We start from the raw sequence: 23,632 nt of genomic DNA on the forward strand, positions 1-23,632 counted from the left end.
AAAAGCTGGAACTATTTTTCGAAAAATTCGCACAGGTGCCTGGTGTGGCCGCTTTTTGACCACGAATGGGGCTGTCTATGGTGGGATAGGAAAGATCACAACGCGGAGTTGCGCTGGGGGTGTCAGAGGTGCGTGCTGTGCTGGCGCTCCGCGGCGTGCAGTATTTTGCCCAGCAGTATTGGGTCGAGGTGTGAGCGGTCACTCAGCTGATGGGTGAGCCAGTCCAGGTCGTGTACCGGCGCGCGGTCGCCGCGGCCGTTTTCCATCGCCATCTGTTCCAGTTGCCAGATCACGTCCAGCAGCAGGTCCGGTGCCAGTGGTTGTTCATCTTCAGCGGAGAACAATTCATTTTCCAACCGGTCCAGGTCCCGGCGCCGCACCACAAGTTCGCCGTAATTGGGATACCAGCGGCTGCTGAAGGGCTCGGGGCGGTTACGGAAATCGAAGGTGATGCGCAGGCGGTTGCCGTCGGTATCCTGGAGGGTGGGGGTATCGTTTTCTTCTGCCGGCAGCGCGGGGCGCTGGCGCAGGATGCCGACGATTGCACGCCAGTCGCTGTTGTGTGTGGGGCTTAAGCGCATAGGGTGCTTGAGGACGACGTTGGGCTTTTCTGGCTGGTCCAGGTACCGGAGCTGCTGTCCGGGGCGGTACCAGTAAAGATCCAGCTGGTGGTCTTCGGCGAGGCGGGCGAGGTCGTCGCTGGTCAGCGGTTCTTCCGACAGGGCGCTCAGGTGATCCACCGCCTGCTGGATACTGAGCCAGCGGCGCATGTGGAATGGTCTGTCGCTTGGTGTCCCCGCACGTTTACCGCTCACCGTTGCCATGATCGCCCCGCTTCCCTGCGATTTCTGCCACCCATTAAGGTTAGCAGTTGGCGGTGAATTGGGCGGTTACAACCAGCCCTTCTTTTTGAAATACAGGTAGGGTGCCATGCCTGCCATGAGCATCAGTAAAAGTGCCCAGGGGTAGCCAAGAAGCCACTGCAGCTCAGGCATATGCTCGAAGTTCATGCCGTAGATACTCGCGACCATGGTCGGCGGCAGGAAAACCACCGCGGCGATGGAGAAGATCTTGATGATCTTGTTCTGCTCGATATTGATGAAGCCCTGGGTGGAGTCCATCAGGAAGTTGATCTTCTCGAACAGGAAGGTGGTGTGGGACATCAGTGTGTCGATGTCGCGCAGGATGCCCCAGCAGTCCTCGCGCAGTTCCGGGTCGTCTTTCAGGTGGCGCTGCAGGAAGGCGATGGAGCGCTGGGTATCCATCAGGCACAGGCGGATTTTACCGTTAGAGTCCTCGAGCTTGGCGAGGTGGTCGATGGCGTCTTCCAGGTCTGCCTCTTCCTCTTCCAGTACCAGGTGGCTGACCTCGCCGAGTTTCAGGTAGTTGTCTTCCAGCGCGTCGGCGAGGTTTTCCACTTTCTGTTCAAACAACAGAATCAGCAGTTCCTGTGCATTGTGAGCTTCCACCTGATTGCGGCGCGCGCGCATGCGCAGCAGGCGGAAATCCGCGAGGTCGGCTTCGCGCACCGTGATCAGGCGCTGGGGCTGCAGGATAAAAGCCACGGTAGCGGTGTCGTGGCGGCCTTCGCTCTGGGTCAGGTACAGGGAGTGTACGTGGATGCCGGCGGTATCCACGAAGTAGCGCGCGGAGGATTCGATCTCGTCCACATCCTCGGATTCCGGCAGCTCGGTACGCAGCAGCTGCTCCAGCAGGTCGCGCTCGTCGTCTTCCGGGTCCTGCAGGTCGATCCAGGCCGCATCGGCCAGGGGCTGGCTGTGGTAATCGCTGCCCGCATAGGTTTCTTTGATCTTGCCGCGCCGGGTTTCAAACAGTCTCAGCATTACCGCTTCCTTGGTCGTCAGGTTTGCGCCGGGGCCGGGCCCCGGGGAGTGTGGGGCATGGTGTCAGGCCATCGGCAACAAATCAATTATCGCCACCCGCAGGCGCTGCAGGTGGCGATGGGCGCGGGGACTTAAAGCCACGTGGGCAGATGTGCGCGGATTTCCTCGCTGTCACAAGTGGTGAGGTTTTTGCGCGACTCGCCGGCGATGGTGGCCAGGCAAGGGGTGCTCATGGAAGAACGCAGGCTGCCGGCCATGGAGGGCTCGGCGACGATGTACAGGCGGTCAAAGCGACCTTCCTGACGCCCGCGCTCCAGGGTGTGGGCGATATCGCGGGCGAACTTGCGCGCGCCTTCCTTGCGCAGATCCGTGGGCTTCGCCATGCCGTGACGACCCTGACCATTGCTGTCGAAGGCGCGCCCCGGGGCATCACTGATCAGTTCGTGCCCCTTCATACGCCCCTCGGGGTAAACCAGAGATTCTACTTCTTGGAGAGAACCCGCACGTTTTTCCGCTTCGAATACGCGGGCATGAGTATGGTTGGCTACCAGAACCCAGGCTTTTGACATGGCCGTATACCTCTGTTTTTGCTGAGTCTTACCTCCAAATGGTAGGCCGTTGGTGGTCGGGTTCGTAGTCGTGATGCGGGCTGCTCTCACTATCATTTCTGGAAATCGCTATACATTCCGATGGGAGAGGAGGTGTGCCGTGAAAGTCGAACAAGCCATGCACCGGGGTGTCACCTGGTGCACGCCGGATACCCCGCTGTGGAAAGTGGCGCAAATGCTCAGGGATCACGATGTGGGCGCCATCCCTGTCGGTGAGAATGACCGCCTGGTTGGCATGGTTACCGACCGCGATATTGTCTGCCGCGGGCTAGCCGAGGGCGGGGACATGCGCGAGATGACCGCCGGGGATGTAATGACCGAGGGCATCGAGTACTGCTACGCCGATGACAACATGCAGGAGGCCATCGATCACATGGAGCAGAAGCATATACGGCGGCTGCCGGTGATCGACGGCGCGCACAGAATGGTGGGTATGTTGAGCATGGGTGATGTTGCCCACGCGGTTAATGATGAGTCCTGCCAGCGCTACGCCGCGGCGGTGTCCGCGCATCACTGATCCTGTGTCGTAGCGGGGTCATCGGTTTGTCATGAAACGTACATAGACTGGCGTTCAATGACGGTTATACACGCTCCCGATGACTCCGCTATTTCTCGCAAACCGCAACGTACACTGGACCGCGCTGGGGCTGCTACTGGCCGCGGGCGTGGCACTGTGCCTGTGGATTTCGAGCCAGCGGGTGGCGGCGCCGGAGCTTGGGGATTATCACCTCTATCGGTGTGAAACCCGCGCGGAAGCTGGTACTGGCTCCGCGGATGGCGATGTGTTTTCGACGCTGCTGGTTTCCTCGTCTCACGCGCGGGAAATTGCCGACCGCCTGTGCGCGGCTCCGGCAATACGCCGGCACTACGGCGCAGTACAGGTCTCGTGGAAGCCCCGCGGGCGCCTGGGGGCGGAAGAAATACTGAGCGAGACCTACGACCTTATCTGGAGTCGCGGCCACACCATGGCGGGGCTGGTGCCCGAATATGGCGACTACTACGAGCCGTTGATGCGTTACGACCATTACCGCGTGTACTGGTTCAGCCGCGGTGGCGCGCCCGAATTGACCGCGGAATATTTTCACGGCAAGCGTATCGGTCTACTCAATGACAAGCTCAGTCACACCCTCTATTTATTGCCACTGGCGTCGCTGAAGGAAGCCGGCATCGAGTTCAGTGCGGAAAACCTGGTCTACTTCGATGATGCGGTGAGCCTATACCAGGCCTTCGCCCGGGATGAGCTGGACCTGGTGAGCGGCGGTGACTATGTGCAGCAGGATCTGGATATCCCGCTGTCACGCACCCTCATTTCCAGTGAGGCCAATGCCGCCACCCTGTTCGTGCGCCGCAAGCGCGCGGTGGGGATCGATTGCGCACTGGCGGCGGCCTTCGACGGCTTTGCCAATGAGTACCTGCAGGGGCAGCGCGCCTTTGAGGGAGCTGAGCACTGTGTTCCTTAATCGAATCCATCGCTACCACGTGCTGCTGTGGGTGCTGCTCAGCATAGGTTTCTGTGCGCTCGCCGCGTGGCAGGCTGAGCGCAGTCTTGCGCGGGATCTGTCAGCCCAACTTAATCAGAGCCTGCCGGAAAAGCTCGCGCTCGCCCTGCAGGCGAGGCTGAGTGACGACGATCTATCCCAGTGGGTGGCGCATCGACTCGATCAGGATTTGCAATCGCTCACTCCTGCCAGCGGCTTGCCGCTGGTCCGCCACTGTGCCGCCCGGGTAACGCAACTGGTTGACGATGGCGGTGCCGCGGCGTGGGGGGATATCCGGGTGCTGTGGCATATGGGCAGTGAACCTCGCAGCACATGGCTGGCGCTGGATTGCCAGTACAACTGGCCACTGCTGGCCGCGAGCCAGTCGCTGCTGGCCCTGCTGTTAATCGTCGCGATAGCACTGCTGCCGCGACCACTTTCCCGCGCGCAGCGTGGGCGCATTGCACAGCTCACCGAGCGGGGGCTGTCCCCGCTGCAGGCGCGCAGCGTTTCCGAAACCCTAACCGATGACCAGTTACTGTGGTTCGACCGCGCGCTGCAGTGCAACGGTGGCGACACCGACCAGGCACTTGCCGCGGCGGCCATGGATCACCAGCTGGAATTTGATTGCGCCTCACAGCAGGTGCGGGTGCACGGCATCCTGGTGAAGCTGGCGAAGACCCCGTTTTTTTATTACCTCTGGTATGCCCGCCTGCGGCAACAGGGCGATGGCTGGCTGCTCAATCCACCGGTCAATCGACCGGACCGGGAAGGGGCCGATTCTTTAATCGAATTGATGTCTGAACACGGCGGGCATGCTAAATCCATCAACGATTTGCGGGACAACGGCCTGCGCGCAAAGACCCTCGACCAGAACCGTAACAAGATCCGCGACGAACTGATTTCTGCTCTGGGTGAAGACCTTGCCGCAGCCTACCTGTTTGAGTCCGAGCGGGATATGAAGAGCGGTCGCTATCGCTACCGCCTGGCTATTGCTCCCGCCCAGGCAATCTTTGTAACCATATGATTTTTAGCGTTTTTTTGTTTTAGAGATATCTCTTTCGACAAAAAAACATCGCTGTAACCCAATTGTCACTCCCACTTTCGATCATCTGCGCCAAGCGGTCAGGGACAACCCCGGACCAGATTCTGACTAGCCCAGTGACCGGGCAAAAAAGAAAACCCAGCCCATATTTGGAGCAGAACAATGATCAGCAAATGTAAAAATGAATGGCCCCGCAATAAACTGGCTCTGCTGGTTTCACTGTCTGTGTGTGGCGCTGCTGCACCGGCTCTGGCGCAACAGGCCGTCGACGCCACTGCCCTGGAAGAAGTAACCGTTCTGGCCTCTCCGATCCGCGACAGCCAGAAGGCCGCGATCGATGCCAAGCGCGACGCTGACAACACCGTCGACGTAATCTCTGCGGACACCATCGGCCGCTTCCCCGACCAGAACCTCGCGGACTCCCTCGGCCGCGTACCGGGCCTCGCCATCGAGCGCGACCAGGGCCAGGCGCGCTACATCAACTTCCGCGGTGCGCCTTTCCGCTACACGTCGCTGGCCATCGACGGCCTGAGCATCCCGGGTGCCGAGAACGGCCGCGTGCCGCGCTTTGACAGCTTTCCCTCCGTAATCACCAGCCGCATCGACGCCAACAAGGCGATCATGGCGGATATGCCCGGTGACGCGGTTGCGGGTTACATCAACATCTCTACCTTTGACCCGTTCGTGAAAGACGGCTGGGCTTTCTCCACTGACGTGGGCATGGGTAACCAGGAGCTGGGCGACGGCGATATCTCCAAGGTAGCCCTGCGTACTTCCTGGTCCAACGACAACTTCGGCTTCTCCCTGTTTACTTCCGAGAACAGCCGCGAGCAGACCACCGACAACCGCGAGTACGATATCGAGCGCGATGAGACCGGCGAGCTGCTGGTAAATGAGCTGGACTTCCGCAGCTACAAGGTTACCCGCGAAGACCGCGCCTACGGTGGCCGCTTCGAGTTCCGTGGTGACGGCGCGCTGGAGCGTGTGTTTGTTTCCACCCTGTACAACGAGTTCCAGGACTTCGAAGAGCGCAACCAGTTTGTGTTCGACTTTGCCGGTGGTGCAGAGGCCGTGGGTGCTCCCCAGGCCACCGGCGCCGTGGGTGAAAACCAGTTCGCGCTGGTAGGGCGTGCTCTGGAGTACGGCCTGTACGAAAACTCCACCTTCACCAATACCCTGGGTGCAGATTTCGCCGTTGGCGAATGGCAGATTGAATCCCGCGTCAATTTCACCGAAACCGAAAACAACATGTTCCTGCCGCTGCCGCGCAGCGCCGGCGGTTTCGTAATGGCGAGCTTCGATGTCAGCGACCTGTACGATCCGGCAGTAACCGGCCTGTTCGACCCGCGCACCCAGTCCCCGATCGACGTCAACGGCGTCAACTACGCGGTTGACCTGGGCATGCTGATCGGCTCCGAAATGACCATCGATGCAACCAAGTTCAAGCTGGACGCAGAGCGTGAACTGCAGATGTTTGGTCACGACGCGGTGGTAAAAACCGGTATCGAACTGGACTCCCGCGAGGCCGACGGCTTCGGCATGGTGCTGTCTTATGGCCTGTTCCCGTCTGAAGTGAACATCGCCGACTACGCTACCAGCGAAACCTGGGATAGCCAGTTCAGCAACGGTATTGCCGGCGCGACCTACTACGACAACAAGGGGCTGCGTGCAGCCTGGGATGCCGCGGTCGATGGCCTGAAAGTTACCCCGAACGACTCCCAGGCGATCCGCCTGGAAGAAGACATCACTGCGGGTTACGCCATGGTTACCACCCACTACGACTGGGGTAACCTGGTGCTGGGTGCGCGTGTGGAAAACACCGATTATCTGAGCGAAGGCCCCACCGGCAACTTCGAAGACAGCTTCACCAACGTACTGCCGAGCGCCCACCTGAATGTGGATCTCGCGGACGACGTGAAACTGCGTATGTCTGTCTCCACCGGTGTAAGCCGCCCGACCTACTCCGAGTGGCGCGGCGACGACATGGTGGATTTCATCCAGAGCAGTGTAACTGCGGGTAACCCGGCGCTGAAAGCCGAGGAATCTGTCGGTGCGGATCTCTCCCTCGAATGGTACGCGGGCGACGCCAGCCTGCTGAGCGCCGGCCTGTTCTCTCGCAGCATCGACAATGTGATTTACGCGCAGAGCGATGTAATCGCCGGTGATGCCTACATGCCAGAAGTAGGCGCCGACTACTGGGTTTACACCCAATACGTAAACGGCAGCAACGGCAAAATGAGCGGTGCCGAGTTCAATGCCATCGCCCAGGCTGCAGACTTCCTGCCGGTACTGGAAGGCTTCGGTGTCAGCGCCAACCTGACCCTGCTGGACAGCGAATTTGAAACCGCAGAAGGCACTCGCCACAGCCTGCCGGGTACTTCCGACACCATCTTCAATGCCTCGGTGTTCTACGAGATGGAAGGCTTCTCCATCCGTCTGAACCACCAGTTCCGCGACGCCTGGCTGTCTACCACCGAGAACGTCGGCATGACCGATTACTGGGCCGAGCAGAAGCGTGTGGATCTGTCCGTGAGCTACGACCTGCCGATGTCGGTATTCGGTGCGGACGTCACCCTCTATGCCAACGCCAACAACCTGACCGACGAGCAGGACGTGCGTTACACCGGTGACGAGAGCACTCCGAACCAGGTGGAAAGCTACGGTCGCCGTTACCTCGCCGGCTTCCGCGTGAACTTCTGATAATCGACATCAAGTCAAATCCAGGCGGCCAGTCAAGTACTGGCCGCCCGTCACATAAAAATTCGATAGGTGATTTATGCAAAACAAATTCATGAATGGAATTCTGGCCGCCGCGGTGGCCGTTGCCCTGGGTGCGTGCACGGCAACTGCACCGGTAGCGGACAAGGCGCAGAGCGCTGCGGTACAGGCGGAAGTCGAACAACTGCGTGTTCTGCCGCTGGAAGGCGGACGCAACTTCCGCGATCTCGGTGGCTATGAAACCACCGACGGCAAAACCGTAAAGTGGGGCAAGGTGTACCGCTCCGGTATCCTGACCAACCTGACCGCGAACGATTACGACTACCTGCGTGATCGCAACATCGCCACCATTGTTGATTTCCGCTCAACCAAGGAGCGCACCCAGGAGCCGGACAACTGGCGCGGCAGCAGTGCCATCACCCTCGAGTGGGACTACGAAATGAACTGGGAACAGGATTTTGCGAAGGTTTTCGCCAAGCCCGGTTTTACCAAGCAGGATCTCGTGGAACTGATGGACAAGGGTTATACCGACCTGGTCAAGCAGCAGACCCCGGCCTACCGCGCCATGTTCCAGAAGCTGATCGATAGCGATGACGCCCTGCTGTTCCACTGCACCGCGGGCAAAGACCGTACCGGTATCGGCGCTGCGCTGATCCTGACCGCGCTGGGTGTGGATCGCGAGACCGTGAAGCAGGACTACATGCTGTCCAACAAGACCCTGGCCGGCGTCAAGATGATGGAGCTGCCGGAAGATGCGAGCGAGCAGGAAAAACGCATGTACGCGTTCTTCGCCCAGCTGCCGGAAGACATTCGCGGCGCTATGTCCGGTGTAGAACTTTCCTGGCTGGAGAGCGCCTTCGCGGAAATGGAGCGAGAGCACGGATCTGTGGAAGGTTACATCGAGCATGCTCTGGATGTGGATGCGCAGGAACTCGCGCTGCTGAAAGCCCGCTACCTCCAGTAATTTCAGTAATTGGAATTATCACCAGGCCCGCGTAAATACGCGGGCCTTTTTTTTTGGGATTTTCGAAGAAAAAATGGAGAGTAGAATGAAAAAAGTATTCACCAACGGCATTCTCGCGGCCGCAGTGGTACTGACACTTGGTGCCTGCAGCGCGACCGCGCCGATTGCGGGCAAAACGCAAAGCGCTGCGGTTCAGTCCGACGTTGAACACGTGCGCCTCCTGCCGCTGGAAGGCGGCCGCAACTTCCGCGACATCGGCGGTTACAAGACCGTGGATGGCAAGGAAGTGAAGTGGGGCAAGATCTACCGATCAGGAGTTCTGATACACCTGACAGAAAACGATTACGAATACCTAAAGGATCGTGAAATTGCGACTATTGTAGACTTTCGCTCAACAGAAGAGCGGAGCGAAGAACCTGATAATTGGCGTAGTGGTGAGGTGACGACCCTAGCCTGGGATTACGAATTGGGTAACTTTGAAGAAGAGTTTACCAAAGTCATTGCAACGCCTGGCGTTGTCAAAAATGATCTGGTGCAGGTGGGCAATCGGGCATACATCGATCTGGTAAGACAGCAAACACCCGCTTTCCGAGCTATGTTCCAGAAGTTGATTGAGAGCGATGAACCGCTACTAATTCATTGTACTGCGGGCAAAGATCGAACCGGCATCGGAGCGGCATTGATACTGACGGCTCTGGGCGTCGACCGTGAAACTGTAAAGCAAGATTATATGCTGTCTACAGAAGTTCTGAAGAAATCAAACTTATTTCAGCAATCTGATGGCGCGAATGAAAAAGAAGATCGCAGGCAAGCGTTCTTTTCCCAATTGCCACAGGAAGTTCGGGATTTTTTGATGACCCCTGATGCATCTTATGTGGATACGGCCTTTGGTGAAATGGAGCGACAGCATGGTTCTGTGCAAGGTTACATCGAGCACGCTCTGGATGTAGACCACCAGGAACTGGCTCTGCTTAAAGCCCGTTACCTCCAATAAGTTCAGAAATAGGTGTCGTCACACAGGTTGCGTAAGCGCGGCCCTATAGTTCCTATGTCCTCGAAAATGAATATAGAGAGAAGTATGAAAAAAGTTTTAACCAATGGCATTCTGGCGGCCGCAGTGGCAATGGCACTGGGTGCCTGCAGCGCGACCGCGCCGGTAGCGGACAAGGCGCAGAGCGCTACAGTTCTGTCCGAAGTTGAACACGTGCGCCTGCTACCGCTGGAAGGCGGCCGCAACTTCCGCGACATCGGCGGTTACAAGAACGCGGATGGCAAGGAAGTAAAGTGGGGCAAGATTTACCGCTCCGGTGTACTGGAAAACCTCACGGCGAAGGATTTCGAGTACCTGCGCGACCGTGAAATTGCCACGATTGTTGACTTCCGCTCTTCTGAGGAGCGCGAAGACGAGCCCACCAATTGGCAGGCCGGGGAAATCGAGCTGCTTGCGTGGGATTACGATATGGGTGACTGGCAATCGGAATTCGCCAAGGTATTTGCCAAGCCCGGCTTTGCCAGGACGGATATCGTCCAGCTGATGGACGAGGGCTACAAAGGCACCGTTCACCAGCAGGCTCCGCACTATCGCGCCATGTTTGCGAGGCTGATCGAGAGTGATGAGCCCCTGCTATTCCACTGTACCGGCGGCAAGGACCGTACCGGGATTGGTGCCGCACTGGTGCTGACCGCGTTGGGCGTGGATCGCGAGACGGTAATGCAGGACTACCTGTTGTCTACGGAGATTCTCAAGAACTCTGATCTGAAGGCACTGCCGCAGACCAGCAATGAGAAGGAAAGCCGTATGTACGCGTTCATCGCCAGCTTGCCGGAAGATGTCCGTGACGCACTTATCGGCGTGGAGGCATCCTACCTTGAGTCTGCCTTCGCGGAAATGGAGCGTGAGCACGGCTCTGTTGAAGGTTACATCGAGAATGCGCTGGATGTGGATGCGCAGGAGCTGGCGCTGTTGAAGGCTCGCTACCTGCAGTAAGGCATTTTGTTGAGGCTTTGGATGGATTCAGGCTGTTTTTTGCCCCATCCAATGCCACTGGTTCCATTGCAGCGCAAACTGTAGTGGTTCAGTTCCGAGTTGAGGTAACCCGGTGATGCCCATCAGCGGGTGACTTTGCTATGTATGTCGCATTTTTTTGTGATGTGGCCCGCAGGTTGCAAGGGTTAGTGTTCCGGCATTTCTGGCCAGCGCCAGCATTTTGCCAGTTCATCAATTCTGCAGCGCTCGGGAGCAAAGCCATGTCTCTGAATCGACACTTCCTCTCCACCGTCTGGGTAAAAACTCAAATTCTGTTTCTCGCGGTGTCCGCCTGCTTGCCGTCGGCGGCATTTGCCAAGGTTTCATCTGTCTGGCCGGGCTACAACGGTAGTGATGCCGCGACCTGGTTGGCGGTTGCTCCGGTGGAGATTCGAATCGAAGCCCCCACCCCACTCACGGGCAATAATCTGCAATTGCTTCTCGCGCTCTCGGGGGACGGTGACCTGGGTGAATTGCGGCAAAAGGCGAGTCAGGAATTCAGTGACTACCTGAATCAGCAGGTGCAGAAGCGCTTCGGGGATTTTTTTATCGATGAACGGGTACATCTGGTGGACGAAGGTGCGCTGCTGACCCTGTCCACCAATTTTGACGTGCGCATCCGACAGAAAATTAGCGATATTGTCAGTCGTAAAAACTACGATCTGGAAAAAGGCATCATGATTGCCTATGGCAAGTTCCACTATCGCCTGGAGGGGCCGGTGGTAGGTGCGCAGGCACTGCGAGAAGGCACGGTAGATATTTCAGAACTGGCGTTGCAGACAAACTACAGTACGCTGGTTCCGAAAGATGCCGGGACGGTAGAAGATACCACCCGCGAGGCCACCGAGCGGTTGCTGGCGGATATCGCCGAAGAGGTCCTCGACCAGATCGAAAACATATTGGAGGCGGATTCGTTGGTGGTATTGGCCCGAAGATAAGTTCTGCGGGCCCGATTTCAATTGCCATGCTGGTGTGGCGCATGGGTGTGCAAAAATTAACCGGGTTTTGTGTAGTTGTGACAGGCAGCCAAGTCCTGATCTGTTAAGCTTTCTGCCAACTTTGGCATTTGCCCAACGAGGCTGGAAAGGAGAGTTTTATGTCAGCGGAACCCATCAAGTGCAAAGCGGCGGTAGCCTGGAAGGCAGGTGCGCCACTGTCTATTGAGGAAGTGGAAGTGGCACCGCCCAAGGCAGGCGAGGTGCGTATCAAGCTGATCGCCACCGGTGTGTGTCACACCGATGCCTTTACCCTGTCCGGCGACGACCCTGAGGGCGTGTTTCCGGCAATTCTCGGTCACGAGGGCGGCGGTATCGTCGAGTCCGTGGGCGAGGGCGTTACCAGTGTGGCGGTGGGCGATCATGTGATCCCGCTGTACACCCCCGAGTGCGGTGAGTGCAAATTCTGCAAATCCGGCAAGACCAACCTGTGCCAGAAAATCCGCGCCACCCAGGGCAAAGGCCTGATGCCCGATGGCACCACGCGCTTTTCCATTAATGGCGAGCCCATCTACCACTACATGGGCACCTCCACCTTCTCCGAGTACACCGTACTACCGGAAATTTCCGTGGCCAAGGTCAACAAGGACGCGCCGCTGGAAGAAATCTGCCTGCTGGGCTGCGGTGTGACCACTGGTATGGGTGCGGTGGCAAACACCGCCAAGGTGGAAGAGGGCGCAACCGTGGCCGTGTTCGGCCTCGGCGGTATCGGTCTCGCCACCATTATCGGCGCGCGCCTGGCGAAAGCGGGCCGCATCATTGCCATCGACATCAATGAGGGCAAGTTCGAGCTGGCCAAGAAACTCGGTGCCACCGACTGCATCAACCCGAAAAATTACGACAAGCCGATTCAGGAAGTGATCGTCGAACTGACCGACGGCGGGGTGGATTACTCCTTCGAATGTATCGGCAATGTGAATGTCATGCGCTCGGCGTTGGAGTGCTGCCACAAGGGTTGGGGTGAATCCATCATCATCGGTGTTGCCGGCGCCGGCCAGGAGATCTGCACTCGTCCGTTCCAGCTGGTAACCGGTCGCGTCTGGCGCGGTACGGCGTTTGGTGGAGTGAAGGGCCGTTCACAGCTGCCGGGTTATGTGGATCGCTACATGGCCGGTGAGTTCAAGCTGGACGACTTCATCACCCACACCATGCCGCTGGAACAGATCAACGAGGCTTTCGACCTGATGCACGAAGGCAAAAGTATTCGCAGCGTAATCCATTACAAATAAGGTGCGCCGATGACTTTGCAACTAGTCAGCAAAACCCAGTGCTTCGACGGTGCCCAGTGCCAGTACACACACCGTTCGGATGTGCTCGACTGCGAGATGCGCTTTTCCGTTTTTCTGCCTTCACAGGCGGAAAAGGATGAGAGCTTTCCGGTAATCTACTGGCTCTCCGGCCTGACCTGCACCGATGAAAACTTCTCCCAGAAGGCCGGTGCGCAGCGCATGGCCGCGGAACTGGGCATTGTGCTGGTGATTCCGGATACCAGCCCACGCGGGGACGATGTGGCGGATGATGAGGGCTACGACCTGGGCAAGGGCGCAGGCTTTTATGTCAACGCCACGCAAACGCCGTGGAAGCCTCACTACCGGATGTACGATTACATCGTCGACGAATTGCCGGCATTGATCGAGGCGAATTTTCCGGTGGGTGATCGCCGTGCTATTTGTGGCCACTCCATGGGTGGCCACGGTGCACTGACCATTGCGCTGAAAAATCCCGGGCGTTTTACTTCGGTCTCGGCCTTCAGCCCGATCTGCAATCCCATTGCCTGCCCCTGGGGTGAAAAAGCATTTTCGGCTTATCTTGGCGAAGACCGTTCAACCTGGGAGGAGTATGACGCGACGGTACTGCTGAGCCGTGCCACCGAGCGTTTGCCGATGCTGATTTCCCAGGGTGAGGAAGACCAGTTCCTGGAACAGCAGCTGAAACCCAATGCACTCGAGGCTGCCGCCGAGGCCGCGGGTTATCCGGTGAAGATCGAGCATCACGCGGGCTACGATCACAGCTATTACTTTATTGCGTCTTTTATCGAGCAGCATCTGCGCTTCCATGCGGATTATCTGCTGGCACACTAGCCAAATAATTTAAGTAGCTAGTAAAAAGCATTGTTGTGATGCGATAAAGCCTGAAGTTCATTTGAACTTCAGGCTTTTTTATTTATGGTGACACGCTCTCTTTCTGCTTGCTCTCGGCATCCGGTGTCTTTAGAGAATCAGGAGAGGTCAGCCACTCTCGCCCCTTAAGCATTCCCTGCCAATAAAATTCCGGTAAGAACTTTGCCTTGAGCGCCCACGCCAGCGATGTTGCCTTGGTACCGTCATTCAGCCATTTCGGGAAAGTCGGCAACAGTTTGCCGCCGTAGCCGAATTCCGCCAGCACAATCTTTCCGCGCTCTACCGTCAGTGGGCAGGACCCGTAGCCATCGTAGGCGACCACTGGCTCATCGCCGTCCAGCACACTGCAGAGATTCTCGGCCACTACCGGGACTTGCTTGCGTACAGCCGCCGCAGTTTTTGCGTTGGGAGTGTTGGTGACATCACCTAGTCCCCAGATATTGGAAAACCGTTTGTGGCGTAGGGTGGCTGAATCGACATCCACCCAGCCTGCCTCATCCGCCAACGGGCTGCTGCGAATAAAATCCGGCGCACACTGCGGCGGGCAGACGTGAATCATGTCGAAATCACTTTCAACCAGGTGCTCGGAGCCGTCTTCCGCCTTCGCACTGAACCAGGCTTTGCGGGCATTGCCATCGATCCTGACCAGATTGTGGCCGAAGTGCAGGCCGGCGTGATACTTCTCCATATAGCTGGAAAGCGCCGGGACATAGTCCTGCACACCGAACAACACGGCACCGGCGTTGTAGAAATGCACCTGAATATCGTCCAACGAGCCATTCTTATGCCAATGGTCCGCAGACAGGTACAGGGCCTTTTGTGGTGCTCCCGCGCATTTGATCGGCATGGGTGGCTGGGTGAACAGCGCCTTGCCGTCCTTCAGGCTCCTGACCAGTTCCCAGGTATAGGGCGCCAGGTCATATTGGTAATTGGAGGTTACGCCATTTTTGCCGAGTGTTTCGGGCAGGCCTTCTACCGCCGCCCAATTCAGTTTGAGCCCGGCAGCCACGATCAGCTGGTCGTAGTAAACCGCCCCTTTTTCGGAGAGCAGCAGCTTGTTTTCCTGCGGTACGAATGTCTCCACCGCATCTTTGATCCAGTTGGCGCCCGCTGGAATCACGCTTTGCATGCTGCGCTTGGTGGTGTCGTTATCGAAAATTCCTCCACCGACCATTGTCCAGCCCGGCTGGTAGCAGTGAACCTCGGAAGGGTCAATCAGCGCTATCTTTAACTGCGGCTTGCGTTTCAAAAGGCCTGCGGTTATCGCTATACCACCCGAACCGGCGCCCACCACCACAACGTCAAAGTGAGCACCCGCGGTACCCGCATTTGAAGCAGAAGGTTTTTCGATCTTTGTTGTTATCGTCATCATCGCATCTCCATCAGTCGCTTTTTAATCGAACGCGTTCACTGGAACCTTTAGATACACCGTTCCATTGGTTTCTGCTTCGGGGAAATGGCCCGCCCGCATATTGACTTGCAGGGAAGGGAGAATAAGCCTTGGCATTTCCAGCCCGCTGTCCCGAGCCTGTCGCATTTCCACGAATACCGATTTTCCAATACCGGATTTAACATGGATATTCCCGCCTTTTTCCTCTTCCACGCTGGTGAGGTACTCAAGGCCGCGGGTTTCGGGCGGATAGTCGTGACACATGAAAATACGGGTTTCATCGGGCAGGCTGAGGATTTTCTGGATTGAGTCGTAGAGCACGCCCGCATCGCCTCCCGGAAAGTCCGCGCGTGCGGTGCCGAGGTCAGGCATGAATAGCGTGTCGCCGACAAAGGCCGCATCGCCCATCACATGCGTCATACAGGCCGGCGTGTGCCCCGGTGTATGGATTGCCTTACAGTGCAGCTCGCCCACCTGATAATCTTCGCCGTCCTTAAACAGGCGATCGAACTGTGAACCATCGCGACGGAATTCGCTGCCCTCATTGAAAATACTGCCGAAAGTTTCCTGCACCGTCAGAATATGTTCGCCAATCCCCAGCTTGCCGCCGAGTTTTTCCTGAATGTATGGCGCAGCCGTTAAGTGATCGGCGTGAACGTGGGTTTCGATCAGCCATTCGAGCTTCAGGTTATTTTTCCGCACATAGTCGATGATGCTATCAGCGCCCGCATAGCTGACTGCTCCGGACGCGTAATCAAAATTGAGCACCGAGTCGACGATTGCGCAGGATGCCGAAGATGGGTCTTTCACCACATAGGAAAACGTATTTGTGTCTTCGTCAAAAAAAGGAGTCACATGTGGCTTCTGATTGCCTGCCATTGTCATAAATGCACCTTCCAAATTGCCTTATCACCAGCTCGCACTGGCCGTACCAGCAGAATTCCGGGCGGGCAAAATCTAGCCCGCGGGGGCCGACGAGAAGGGCGCTGAGAGATACACAGCCCATCTGGGAGTTGCGTGTGCCTCTACAGTCACCCCTCTCCCTTGATGCTTAGCAGAACCCGTGCCAATCCCATGAGTGGCGCTAAGCCATTGTTTTACATTGATTTTATTTTCCTGGGGCCAAATTGATACTTGACACTCTCACGGAAAATTGTCATTTGTGGCAAACAATTTGCCACTTGTGACAGTCCGCCATGACCTTGATAGTCTCCGACAGGAAACCTTTTGCAGAAGCCGGCGCCATTCTGGAGGGCTTCGACTGCCCGGCGATTCTCGTCGCACCGGATTACACCATTCTCGCCACCAACAGCCATTACCAGGCCCAGTTCGGTGAAATTGATCCGCGTCAGGGGCACCACTGCTTCGAGGTGTCCCACGGCTTAAGCGTCCCCTGTGACCAGGCCGGTGAGGACTGCCCTCTGGCTGCCGCCATGGCATCTGGTCACAAGGAGCGGGTGCTGCACATTCATCGCAGCCCCCGCGGTAGGGAACACATCGATGTAGAGATGCTGCCGATCCTGGACGACGATGGGGCCCTCATTTGTTTTGTCGAGTTGCTGCATGCGGTCCCTACTGCCGGTGCGGAAAATATCGATCAGACAATGGTTGGCAGCAGCAAGGCGTTTACGGACATGCTCGCCAAAATCAGCCGCGTCAGTGCGACGGATGCGGCGGTGCTGCTGTTGGGGGAGTCGGGTACCGGGAAGGAACTGGCGGCCGCCGCAATTCACCAAGGCAGCAGCCGCAACGAGAAACCCCTGGTGACTCTGGAGTGCGCAGGCCTAAGTGATTCGCTGTTTGAGACAGAATTGTTCGGGCACGTTAAGGGCGCCTTTACCGGAGCCCACGCCGACAAGACGGGGCTGGTGGAGCTGGCGAATGGTGGAACCCTGTTTCTGGATGAGATAGGAGATGTGCCGCCATCAATGCAGGTAAAACTGCTCCGCCTGCTTGAAAGTGGTACTTATCGGCGAGTGGGGTCGTCACAGCTGCGTTCGGCCAATTTCCGGCTGATCTGTGCTACACACAAGGATATCCGTACCCTGGTTGAAGCGGGGGAGTTTCGCCAGGACCTCTACTACCGTATCAATGTCTTTCCAATCCGCCTTCCTTCTCTCGCTCAAAGAACGGAGGATCTCCCTTTGCTGGCAGAGGCGCTGCTGAAGCGTATCAGCCCCCACAAGCGCTTTCATTTGACCGCTCCGGCAATGAACGCTCTGAAGTCCCACTCCTTCCCGGGTAATATCCGCGAGCTTCGAAACCTGCTTACCCGGGCAATTGTACTTAGCGATACCAACCTGATTGACGACGCGCTAATACGCGAGAGCCTCGAAGTGGAAGTTCCGGTGGAAGCAACCCCAGATCGCCGAGAGGGTAACCGCAGCCATCCAGAATGGACGGACCTGAAAACAGCAGAAGCCCGCTACCTTGAAGAGCTGATGGTTGCCCACGGTAATGACAAAGAGGCTGTAGCCAATATTGCCGGTATCAGCCTGCGTTCCCTCTACCGGAAGCTGGATCAAATACGCATCAAATAAAACCGCAGGCAACAATCGGTTCTAGAGGTGGAACTTATCTTTGCCTGCCGTGTTATTTTTAACATCAGTTATGTTCTACACCGCGATACCAACTTGTAGCGTCGCCACGTAACCGTTTTCAATATCTCCGGTGACCTCTGCCAGCTGATAGGTAACGCCGTCGCTGAACACATTGTCTGCAGCAAAACTGCCCACGGAACTGTTCTGTCCGTGGGCTGCATACAGCGTGGAGTTGTACACCGCACGGGTAATCTCTTCCGGGAAGGCAAGCTGTGAAGTAGCCGTTGCGGTCGAGCTGCTGAACAGGAACACCTGGAAATGGATATGGGTGATGCGCCCGGTATACCAGCCGGGGTAAATGGTTTCGAACAGCACCATGCCGTCACTGTCCGCATCCTGAATACCTCGGCAGAAGGTTTGCCCCACGGTATTTGCTCCCGGCTGTGAATAGCCGGAATACACCCCGTCCTTGTCGCAGTGCCACACATACACGGTGGCATTGGTGATCGGTGCGCAATTGTTGTTTACGTCCACCAGATTCAGCACCAGTGTCAGTGGCACCCCGGTTTTACCCTCGGTAATGTCGGAGCGCACCATGGCGGAATTGCTCAGTACTGCGGTGAGCGGGTAGGGGCCTTCGGTCTCCCGGGGGATCAGTGTGCAGCTGCCGGGCGTGCCACCGGACGAGCTGCCACTGGAAGAGGAGCTGCCGCTGGAGGATGAGCTACTGCCGGAGGAACTTCCTCCGGAGGAAGAGCTTCCGCTTGAACCTCCGGAGGAGGAACCGGATCCGCCACTGTTTCCGCAGGCGGCGACAAATGCCGCACCGGTCAGGCCGAGAGCGGAAAGCATCTGCCGGCGATTCCAGGTTTTCTCGGGAGCCCGCAACGCCGTGGATGGCTCCGCGGCATTGTCTTTGCTAACACCACTTTCCGTTTCAGTTTCAGTTTCTTTAACCATTTATTTCACCTTGTATTCTGGACTTGCACGTCACTGCGGTGGTGTCAGCCTGCGCGGCACTCACCCCTGATTTCCACCGAACCCTGCAGGTTGCTCTTCTCGATGACAAACCAGCCGTGGGGGCAGTACTTGGTGTCGGCGAGGACTTCCTCCAGGCGCTCCTGCGCGGCCTTTTCCGGGTTTTCCCGCATCTTGCTGCTCATGCCGCCGCCACCAGGGCCACCGCCCATACCGCCACCGGGACCACCACCCATGCCACCACCACCAGGACCGCCACCACCACCTGGGCCGCCGCCACCCGGGCCGCGCCCGCCACCACCCATGCCTCCGCCGGGGCCGCCGCGTTCGCCGCCGCCATTGACGGTGGCCGAGTAAGTGAACATGCGGTTGCCCTGTTCGGTGATATTGGTGATGAACGATTCAGAGAAGACCGGCGGCGCCTTGGGGGCGCTGGCACAACCGGCAGCCATAGCGATGGCTGCGAAGGCCATGGCAGGGTAGATAGGTTTCATGGAGACTCCTGTGGGTTGTTGGAGTCATGAGACCACAGGATCAGCGCGAGATTGAGCGCGGATGGGTAAAGTTTGGTTAGCGAGTGTTAAGGCGTTGGGGGGCGTGCCACTAACGGCGGCTGCGCTAATTCTGCGGCGACGTTCGACGCCGCAAATGGTCATATTGCCGCAAATTCTGGCGCTGAAATGAGCAGCCCCCTATTATCTCCCCACTGAATCGGGGGAGCTGTGTTGCAGTTTCCACTTATAAAAAATCCAGATTGCGAGAGATTGCATGAAACGGAAACTGTTTTTCCTGCTGGGCTGTGCTTTTGCCAGCTATTCTTCTGCCGAACAGCTGTCCATCGACAGAATATTCTCGGACCCCGCCCTGAGCGGTACCAGCCCGCGCGCGCTGCAGTATTCCCCGGACGGCAGCCGGGTCACCTTCCTGAAAGGCCGCGACGAAGATTACAACCGCTATGACCTGTGGGAATACCGCCTGAAAGATGGCGAGACCCGAATGCTGGTGAACTCCGACAAACTCCACTCCGGTGAGGAAAACCTCTCCGACGAGGAGAAGGCCCGCCGCGAGCGCCAGCGTATCTTCGGCAGCGGCATCATGGAGTACAGCTGGTCGAAAGACGGCAAATCCCTGTTGTTCCCCCTCGCCGGTGATGTTTTCTATTACGAGCTGAACAACGGCAAGTCCAAGCGCCTGACCGAAACCGAAGCCTTCGAAACCGATGTACGGGTTTCCCCCAAGGGGCATTTCGTTTCCTTTATCCGCGACCAGAATATTTTTGTCGTGGACCTGGCAACCGGCAAGGAGCGCCAGCTCACCACCGACGGCAAGGGCCCGATCAAGAACGGCATGGCGGAGTTCGTGGCCCAGGAAGAAATGGACCGCATGACCGGCTACTGGTGGTCGCCGGATGAAAAGCGTATTGCCTTCCTGCAGGTGGACGAGAGCCCGGTGGACGAGGTGACCCGCAGCGAGATTTATGCGGACCGCATCGACATGATCCAGCAGCGCTACCCCGCCGCCGGTCGCCCCAACGTGAAGATCAAGCTGGGCGTGCTGGACCTGGCCAGCGGCAAAACCCAGTGGCTGGATCTGGGCAAGGATCAGGATATCTATATTGCGCGGGTCAAGTGGGCGCGTGACAACCTGCTGTCCTACCAATGGCAGAACCGCAGCCAGCAAAAGCTGGAACTGCGCTTTGTGGATATCCCCAGCGGCAAAACCCGTGTCGCCCTCACCGAAACCAGCGATACCTGGATCAACCTGTTCAACGACCTGCGCTTCCTGAAAGACAGCGATCGCTTTGTCTGGGCGTCGGAGAAGGACGGCTTCAAGCACCTGTACCTGCACGACTTCAGTGGCAAGCAGCTGGCGCAGCTGACCCGCGGTGACTGGGCCATCGACCAGCTGGAAGCGATCGATGAAAAGGCCGGCAAGGTGTATTTCACTGGCCGCAAGGACACGCCGATCGAGCGTCACCTGTACGTCACCGACCTGAACGGCAAGGGCAAGATCGACAAGATCTCCTCCCGTGCGGGCATGCACGGTATCGAATTTGCCGACGATGCCTCCGGCTATATCGACTTCTACTCCAACCCCACCACTCCGCCGCAGGTGAGCCTGCACGGTGTTGATGGCAAGCGCGTTACCTGGCTGCAGGAAAACAAGGTCGAGAAGGGCCACCCGCTGTATCCGTACATGAGCGACTGGATTGTGCCGGAGTTCGGCCAGATCAAGGCGCCGGAAGGTCACACCCTCCACTACCGCATGTACAAGCCGGCGGGCTTCGATCCGAAGAAAACCTATCCGGTGCTGGTGTTCCTGTACGGCGGTCCTCACGCGCAGCTGGTAACCAACAGCTGGGATCGCCCGTTCAACCAGTTCATGGCTCAACAGGGCTATGTGGTGTTCACCCTGGACAACCGCGGCTCCGCCAATCGCGGCAAGAAGTTTGAAGACCCGATCTTCAAGAAAATGGGTACCGTGGAAGTGGACGATCAGGTGACCGGGGTGAAATTCCTGCGCACCCTGCCGTTCATCGACCCGGAGCGTGTCGGTGTCTACGGCCACAGCTACGGTGGCTATATGGCGCTGATGACCATGTTCAAGGCTGGGGATTATTTCAAAGCGGGTATTTCCGGTGCGCCGGTAACCGACTGGGGCCTGTACGACACCCACTACACCGAGCGCTATATGGGCAACCCCAATGAAGTGCCGGAAGCCTACGAGGCGTCGTCCGTGTTCCCCTACGCCAAGGACCTGAAAGGCTCGCTGCTGATCTATCACGGCATGGCGGACGACAACGTGTTGTTCACCAATACCACTAAACTGATCAAGCAGTTGCAGGACAACGAACAGCAGTTCGAGCTGATGACCTATCCGGGCAAAAAGCACAGCATGCGCGGCAAGGAAACCGGCAAGCACTGGCACAAGATGATGAAGGACTTTTTTGATCGCACCCTGAAACGGGGCGAGTAAATAAAAACGGGGGCTGTAAGCCCCCTTTTTTTTGGCCGAAATTTAGCGTTTTTTGCGCTTTTCGGTATTTTCTTCACAGTTGCCAATTATCGGGAGATATCGCAGCACCTTCATTTCCGGATCAATCACTACATGGTCTTTTGCCGAGGCAGCAATGGTGATTTTTCCGTTTACCGGTTGGTATACCTGAAGTTGCCCGTTAACAGATACCGGCACTGGCATCGGGAAGGGAAGGTTATCCGGGGTTTTCCAGGTCAGAACAATGGACTGTTCTTGCGCTTGCTGTACCAACTCCGGTAGTTCAGCCTGTTTCAGATACACATCAAACAGCCAGTTGTAATCCTTGCCCGTCCGTCGGTTGACGATATCGATAAAATCCTGCGTATTGCGGTAGCGAGGGGTAATCGGATAACTCAGAGAGGCCGTATCATCTGTGCCATACAGCAATTCCCTGGTTGCCTGCCAGAACAGTTTGTCGCCGATCAGCCAGCGCAGGGTGTGCAGGGTCCATCCACCTTTGCCATAAATATCGGAATTGAATGCCTGTTCAGAGGTAATGTCACCTTCCAGTACGATCGGCTTGCAATTCATCAATCCTAAATAGGATTTATACATGCTGTAGTTGTACGCTGTGGTACCGAAATGATCGAGACTGTAAGCAGGTTGCATGTATAAGCCGAAGCCTTCATGTAGCCAGGCATCATTGAGTTTTTCGTGGGTAATCAGGTTGCCAAACCACTCATGGGCCAGCTCATGTTGCAGCAACCAGTCAAAACCATATTCGTCACGTTTATATTTTTTACCATAGGCGTTGATCGTCTGATGCTCCATTCCAAGGTGTGGAGTTTCAACAAAGCCCAGCTTTTGGTTGCCCCAGGGGTAAGGCCCCAGTTGACGCTCATAGAATTCAATTTGCTGGCGTAAATCATTATCGATAAGCAGTTGTGCCTTTTCTGCATTTTCGCCCAGCGCCCAGAATTCAATCGGCACCTGCGCGCCATTGATCCCGGTATAGGATTGCTGGATCCTGGTGTAAGGGCCGATATTCAGGGCAATGTTGTAATCGCTCGCTGGAACAGACAGCAGCCAATCGAACTGCGTTTTGTCGTCACCTACCGGGTTAATCCCCTGCAAGACACCATTGGTGACGGCACTCAAACCTTTGGGAACAGTAAGCCGGATGCGCATACTGTCAGCCTTGTCCGAAAAATGGTCTTTACACGGCCAGAATAAATCGCAGCCTTCACCCTGCACCGCAGTGGCGATCCACGGTTGTCCATCCTCCGTCTGTTGCCAGACGGTACCACCGGCCCAGGGGGCATTCAGGGCAATGTGTGGCTGACCGGAATAGTAAACATCGACAGTAACCTGTTCGCCCGGGAGGAATGTTTTTCCCAGATCAATGGTGAGAATGCCGCCGGCTCTCTGGTAGTGGGAGACTTGTCCATTTACCAAAACCCGTTCTATGGCAAACCGGCTATCCAGTTTTAATTCGACCTGTGCGCTGTCCTTGATCAGTGAGAATTCGGTACGCCCTATGCCTTTTATGGCTTTCTTATCGGGAAATATTTCCAAAGTCAGATCGTAGGCTTTGACATCTGCCCGTTGTGCTATGTCTGACAGGGGTTGTCCGGTGTCGCCAATCAGTGGATCCAGTGGCGGGGGGAGTTGTTGGCAGGCGGCCAGACCCAACACGGGTAACAAAGGCAATAAAGGGGTTTTGATTGCCTTGGCGAACTTAGCAAAGCGCATGGTAAATCTCGGAATATAAATTATGAATTATCAGAAGATGACGGCACCGTTTAATGCCGTCAACGATGCCCATTTTCCCTGTTGTCACGCTCCTTGATGCGACCGGGTGTGGCCTGAACTAACCAGTACATAATACGTAAAACTGTGACGGTCGTCCTGCTTGGAACCCATTGCGTCTGCTTAGAATAGAACGAAATC

The 23,632-nt window shown here is 57.0% G+C and carries 20 protein-coding genes; 12 read left to right on the forward strand and 8 right to left on the reverse strand.

Translation table 11 applies throughout. The features are described from left to right. Positions 1 to 122 precede the first annotated feature (122 nt). The 3 genes from R5R33_RS12630 to R5R33_RS12640 all read right to left on the reverse strand — a co-directional run bounded on the left by R5R33_RS12630 (position 123) and on the right by R5R33_RS12640 (position 2,413). The gene (locus R5R33_RS12630; protein ID WP_318953060.1) at positions 123 to 770 is read right to left on the reverse strand and encodes a hypothetical protein; all 648 of its coding nucleotides are present in this window, start codon (positions 768 to 770) and stop codon (positions 123 to 125) included. Between the two features lie 120 nt (positions 771 to 890). Then, positions 891 to 1,844, reverse strand: a complete 954-nt coding sequence (corA, locus tag R5R33_RS12635; protein ID WP_318953061.1) for a magnesium/cobalt transporter CorA — start codon at positions 1,842 to 1,844, stop codon at positions 891 to 893. A gap of 131 nt (positions 1,845 to 1,975) precedes the next feature. Next, on the reverse strand, positions 1,976 to 2,413 hold the full coding sequence (locus tag R5R33_RS12640; protein WP_318953062.1) for a host attachment protein: 438 nt from the start codon (positions 2,411 to 2,413) through the stop codon (positions 1,976 to 1,978). A 139-nt stretch (positions 2,414 to 2,552) separates the two neighbouring features. Here R5R33_RS12640 and R5R33_RS12645 point away from each other — a divergent pair, with 139 nt between their 5' ends. The 10 genes from R5R33_RS12645 to fghA all read left to right on the forward strand — a co-directional run bounded on the left by R5R33_RS12645 (position 2,553) and on the right by fghA (position 13,759). Then, positions 2,553 to 2,969: a CBS domain-containing protein gene (locus tag R5R33_RS12645; RefSeq protein WP_318953063.1), complete on the forward strand. Its 417-nt coding sequence runs from the start codon at positions 2,553 to 2,555 to the stop codon at positions 2,967 to 2,969. 79 nt (positions 2,970 to 3,048) lie between these two features. Continuing rightward, positions 3,049 to 3,912: a substrate-binding domain-containing protein gene (locus tag R5R33_RS12650; protein ID WP_318953064.1), complete on the forward strand. Its 864-nt coding sequence runs from the start codon at positions 3,049 to 3,051 to the stop codon at positions 3,910 to 3,912. Then, positions 3,902 to 4,957 (forward strand): hypothetical protein, encoded by a 1,056-nt coding sequence (locus tag R5R33_RS12655; RefSeq protein ID WP_318953065.1) that lies wholly within the window; start codon positions 3,902 to 3,904, stop codon positions 4,955 to 4,957. The genes R5R33_RS12650 and R5R33_RS12655 overlap by 11 nt, the downstream gene beginning before the upstream one ends. 180 nt (positions 4,958 to 5,137) lie before the next feature. Next, on the forward strand, positions 5,138 to 7,675 hold the full coding sequence (locus R5R33_RS12660; RefSeq protein WP_318953066.1) for a TonB-dependent receptor: 2,538 nt from the start codon (positions 5,138 to 5,140) through the stop codon (positions 7,673 to 7,675). A 76-nt stretch (positions 7,676 to 7,751) separates the two neighbouring features. Further along, on the forward strand, positions 7,752 to 8,657 hold the full coding sequence (locus tag R5R33_RS12665) for a tyrosine-protein phosphatase (protein ID WP_318953067.1): 906 nt from the start codon (positions 7,752 to 7,754) through the stop codon (positions 8,655 to 8,657). Positions 8,658 to 8,742: 85 nt separating this feature from the next. Continuing rightward, positions 8,743 to 9,651, forward strand: a complete 909-nt coding sequence (locus tag R5R33_RS12670; protein ID WP_318953068.1) for a tyrosine-protein phosphatase — start codon at positions 8,743 to 8,745, stop codon at positions 9,649 to 9,651. Between the two features lie 84 nt (positions 9,652 to 9,735). Then, complete coding sequence (locus tag R5R33_RS12675; protein WP_318953069.1) at positions 9,736 to 10,644, forward strand: tyrosine-protein phosphatase; 909 nt, start codon at positions 9,736 to 9,738, stop codon at positions 10,642 to 10,644. A gap of 260 nt (positions 10,645 to 10,904) precedes the next feature. Further along, positions 10,905 to 11,621 (forward strand): hypothetical protein, encoded by a 717-nt coding sequence (locus tag R5R33_RS12680; protein WP_318953070.1) that lies wholly within the window; start codon positions 10,905 to 10,907, stop codon positions 11,619 to 11,621. A 158-nt stretch (positions 11,622 to 11,779) separates the two neighbouring features. Further along, entirely contained in the window at positions 11,780 to 12,907 is a 1,128-nt protein-coding gene (locus R5R33_RS12685) for an S-(hydroxymethyl)glutathione dehydrogenase/class III alcohol dehydrogenase (RefSeq protein WP_318953071.1), read from the forward strand. A 9-nt stretch (positions 12,908 to 12,916) separates the two neighbouring features. Next, the gene (gene fghA, locus R5R33_RS12690; RefSeq protein WP_404810365.1) at positions 12,917 to 13,759 is read left to right on the forward strand and encodes an S-formylglutathione hydrolase; all 843 of its coding nucleotides are present in this window, start codon (positions 12,917 to 12,919) and stop codon (positions 13,757 to 13,759) included. Positions 13,760 to 13,841: 82 nt separating this feature from the next. Here the strand turns inward: fghA and R5R33_RS12695 are convergent, their stop codons facing one another. Then, positions 13,842 to 15,167: an NAD(P)/FAD-dependent oxidoreductase gene (locus R5R33_RS12695; RefSeq protein WP_318953072.1), complete on the reverse strand. Its 1,326-nt coding sequence runs from the start codon at positions 15,165 to 15,167 to the stop codon at positions 13,842 to 13,844. A gap of 24 nt (positions 15,168 to 15,191) precedes the next feature. Continuing rightward, on the reverse strand, positions 15,192 to 16,067 hold the full coding sequence (locus R5R33_RS12700) for an MBL fold metallo-hydrolase (RefSeq protein WP_318953073.1): 876 nt from the start codon (positions 16,065 to 16,067) through the stop codon (positions 15,192 to 15,194). Between the two features lie 317 nt (positions 16,068 to 16,384). On the opposite strand from R5R33_RS12700, the gene R5R33_RS12705 reads away from it, so the two are divergent. Beyond that, entirely contained in the window at positions 16,385 to 17,728 is a 1,344-nt protein-coding gene (locus R5R33_RS12705; protein WP_318953074.1) for a sigma-54 interaction domain-containing protein, read from the forward strand. 75 nt (positions 17,729 to 17,803) lie between these two features. On the opposite strand, the gene R5R33_RS12710 is transcribed toward R5R33_RS12705, so the two are convergent. Both R5R33_RS12710 and R5R33_RS12715 read right to left on the reverse strand, forming a co-directional pair. Beyond that, entirely contained in the window at positions 17,804 to 18,688 is an 885-nt protein-coding gene (locus R5R33_RS12710; protein ID WP_318953075.1) for an intradiol ring-cleavage dioxygenase, read from the reverse strand. Between the two features lie 44 nt (positions 18,689 to 18,732). Beyond that, positions 18,733 to 19,200 (reverse strand): hypothetical protein, encoded by a 468-nt coding sequence (locus R5R33_RS12715; protein WP_318953076.1) that lies wholly within the window; start codon positions 19,198 to 19,200, stop codon positions 18,733 to 18,735. Between the two features lie 274 nt (positions 19,201 to 19,474). Here R5R33_RS12715 and R5R33_RS12720 point away from each other — a divergent pair, with 274 nt between their 5' ends. Beyond that, a complete protein-coding gene (locus R5R33_RS12720) occupies positions 19,475 to 21,682 on the forward strand; it encodes a S9 family peptidase (protein ID WP_318953077.1) in 2,208 nt (735 codons plus the stop codon). Between the two features lie 42 nt (positions 21,683 to 21,724). Here R5R33_RS12720 and R5R33_RS12725 read toward each other — a convergent pair whose 3' ends face one another. After that, positions 21,725 to 23,434 (reverse strand): M1 family metallopeptidase, encoded by a 1,710-nt coding sequence (locus R5R33_RS12725; protein WP_318953078.1) that lies wholly within the window; start codon positions 23,432 to 23,434, stop codon positions 21,725 to 21,727. Positions 23,435 to 23,632 lie beyond the last annotated feature (198 nt).

It is taken from the genome of Microbulbifer pacificus, from assembly GCF_033723955.1.
GTDB classification, from domain to species: domain Bacteria; phylum Pseudomonadota; class Gammaproteobacteria; order Pseudomonadales; family Cellvibrionaceae; genus Microbulbifer; species Microbulbifer pacificus.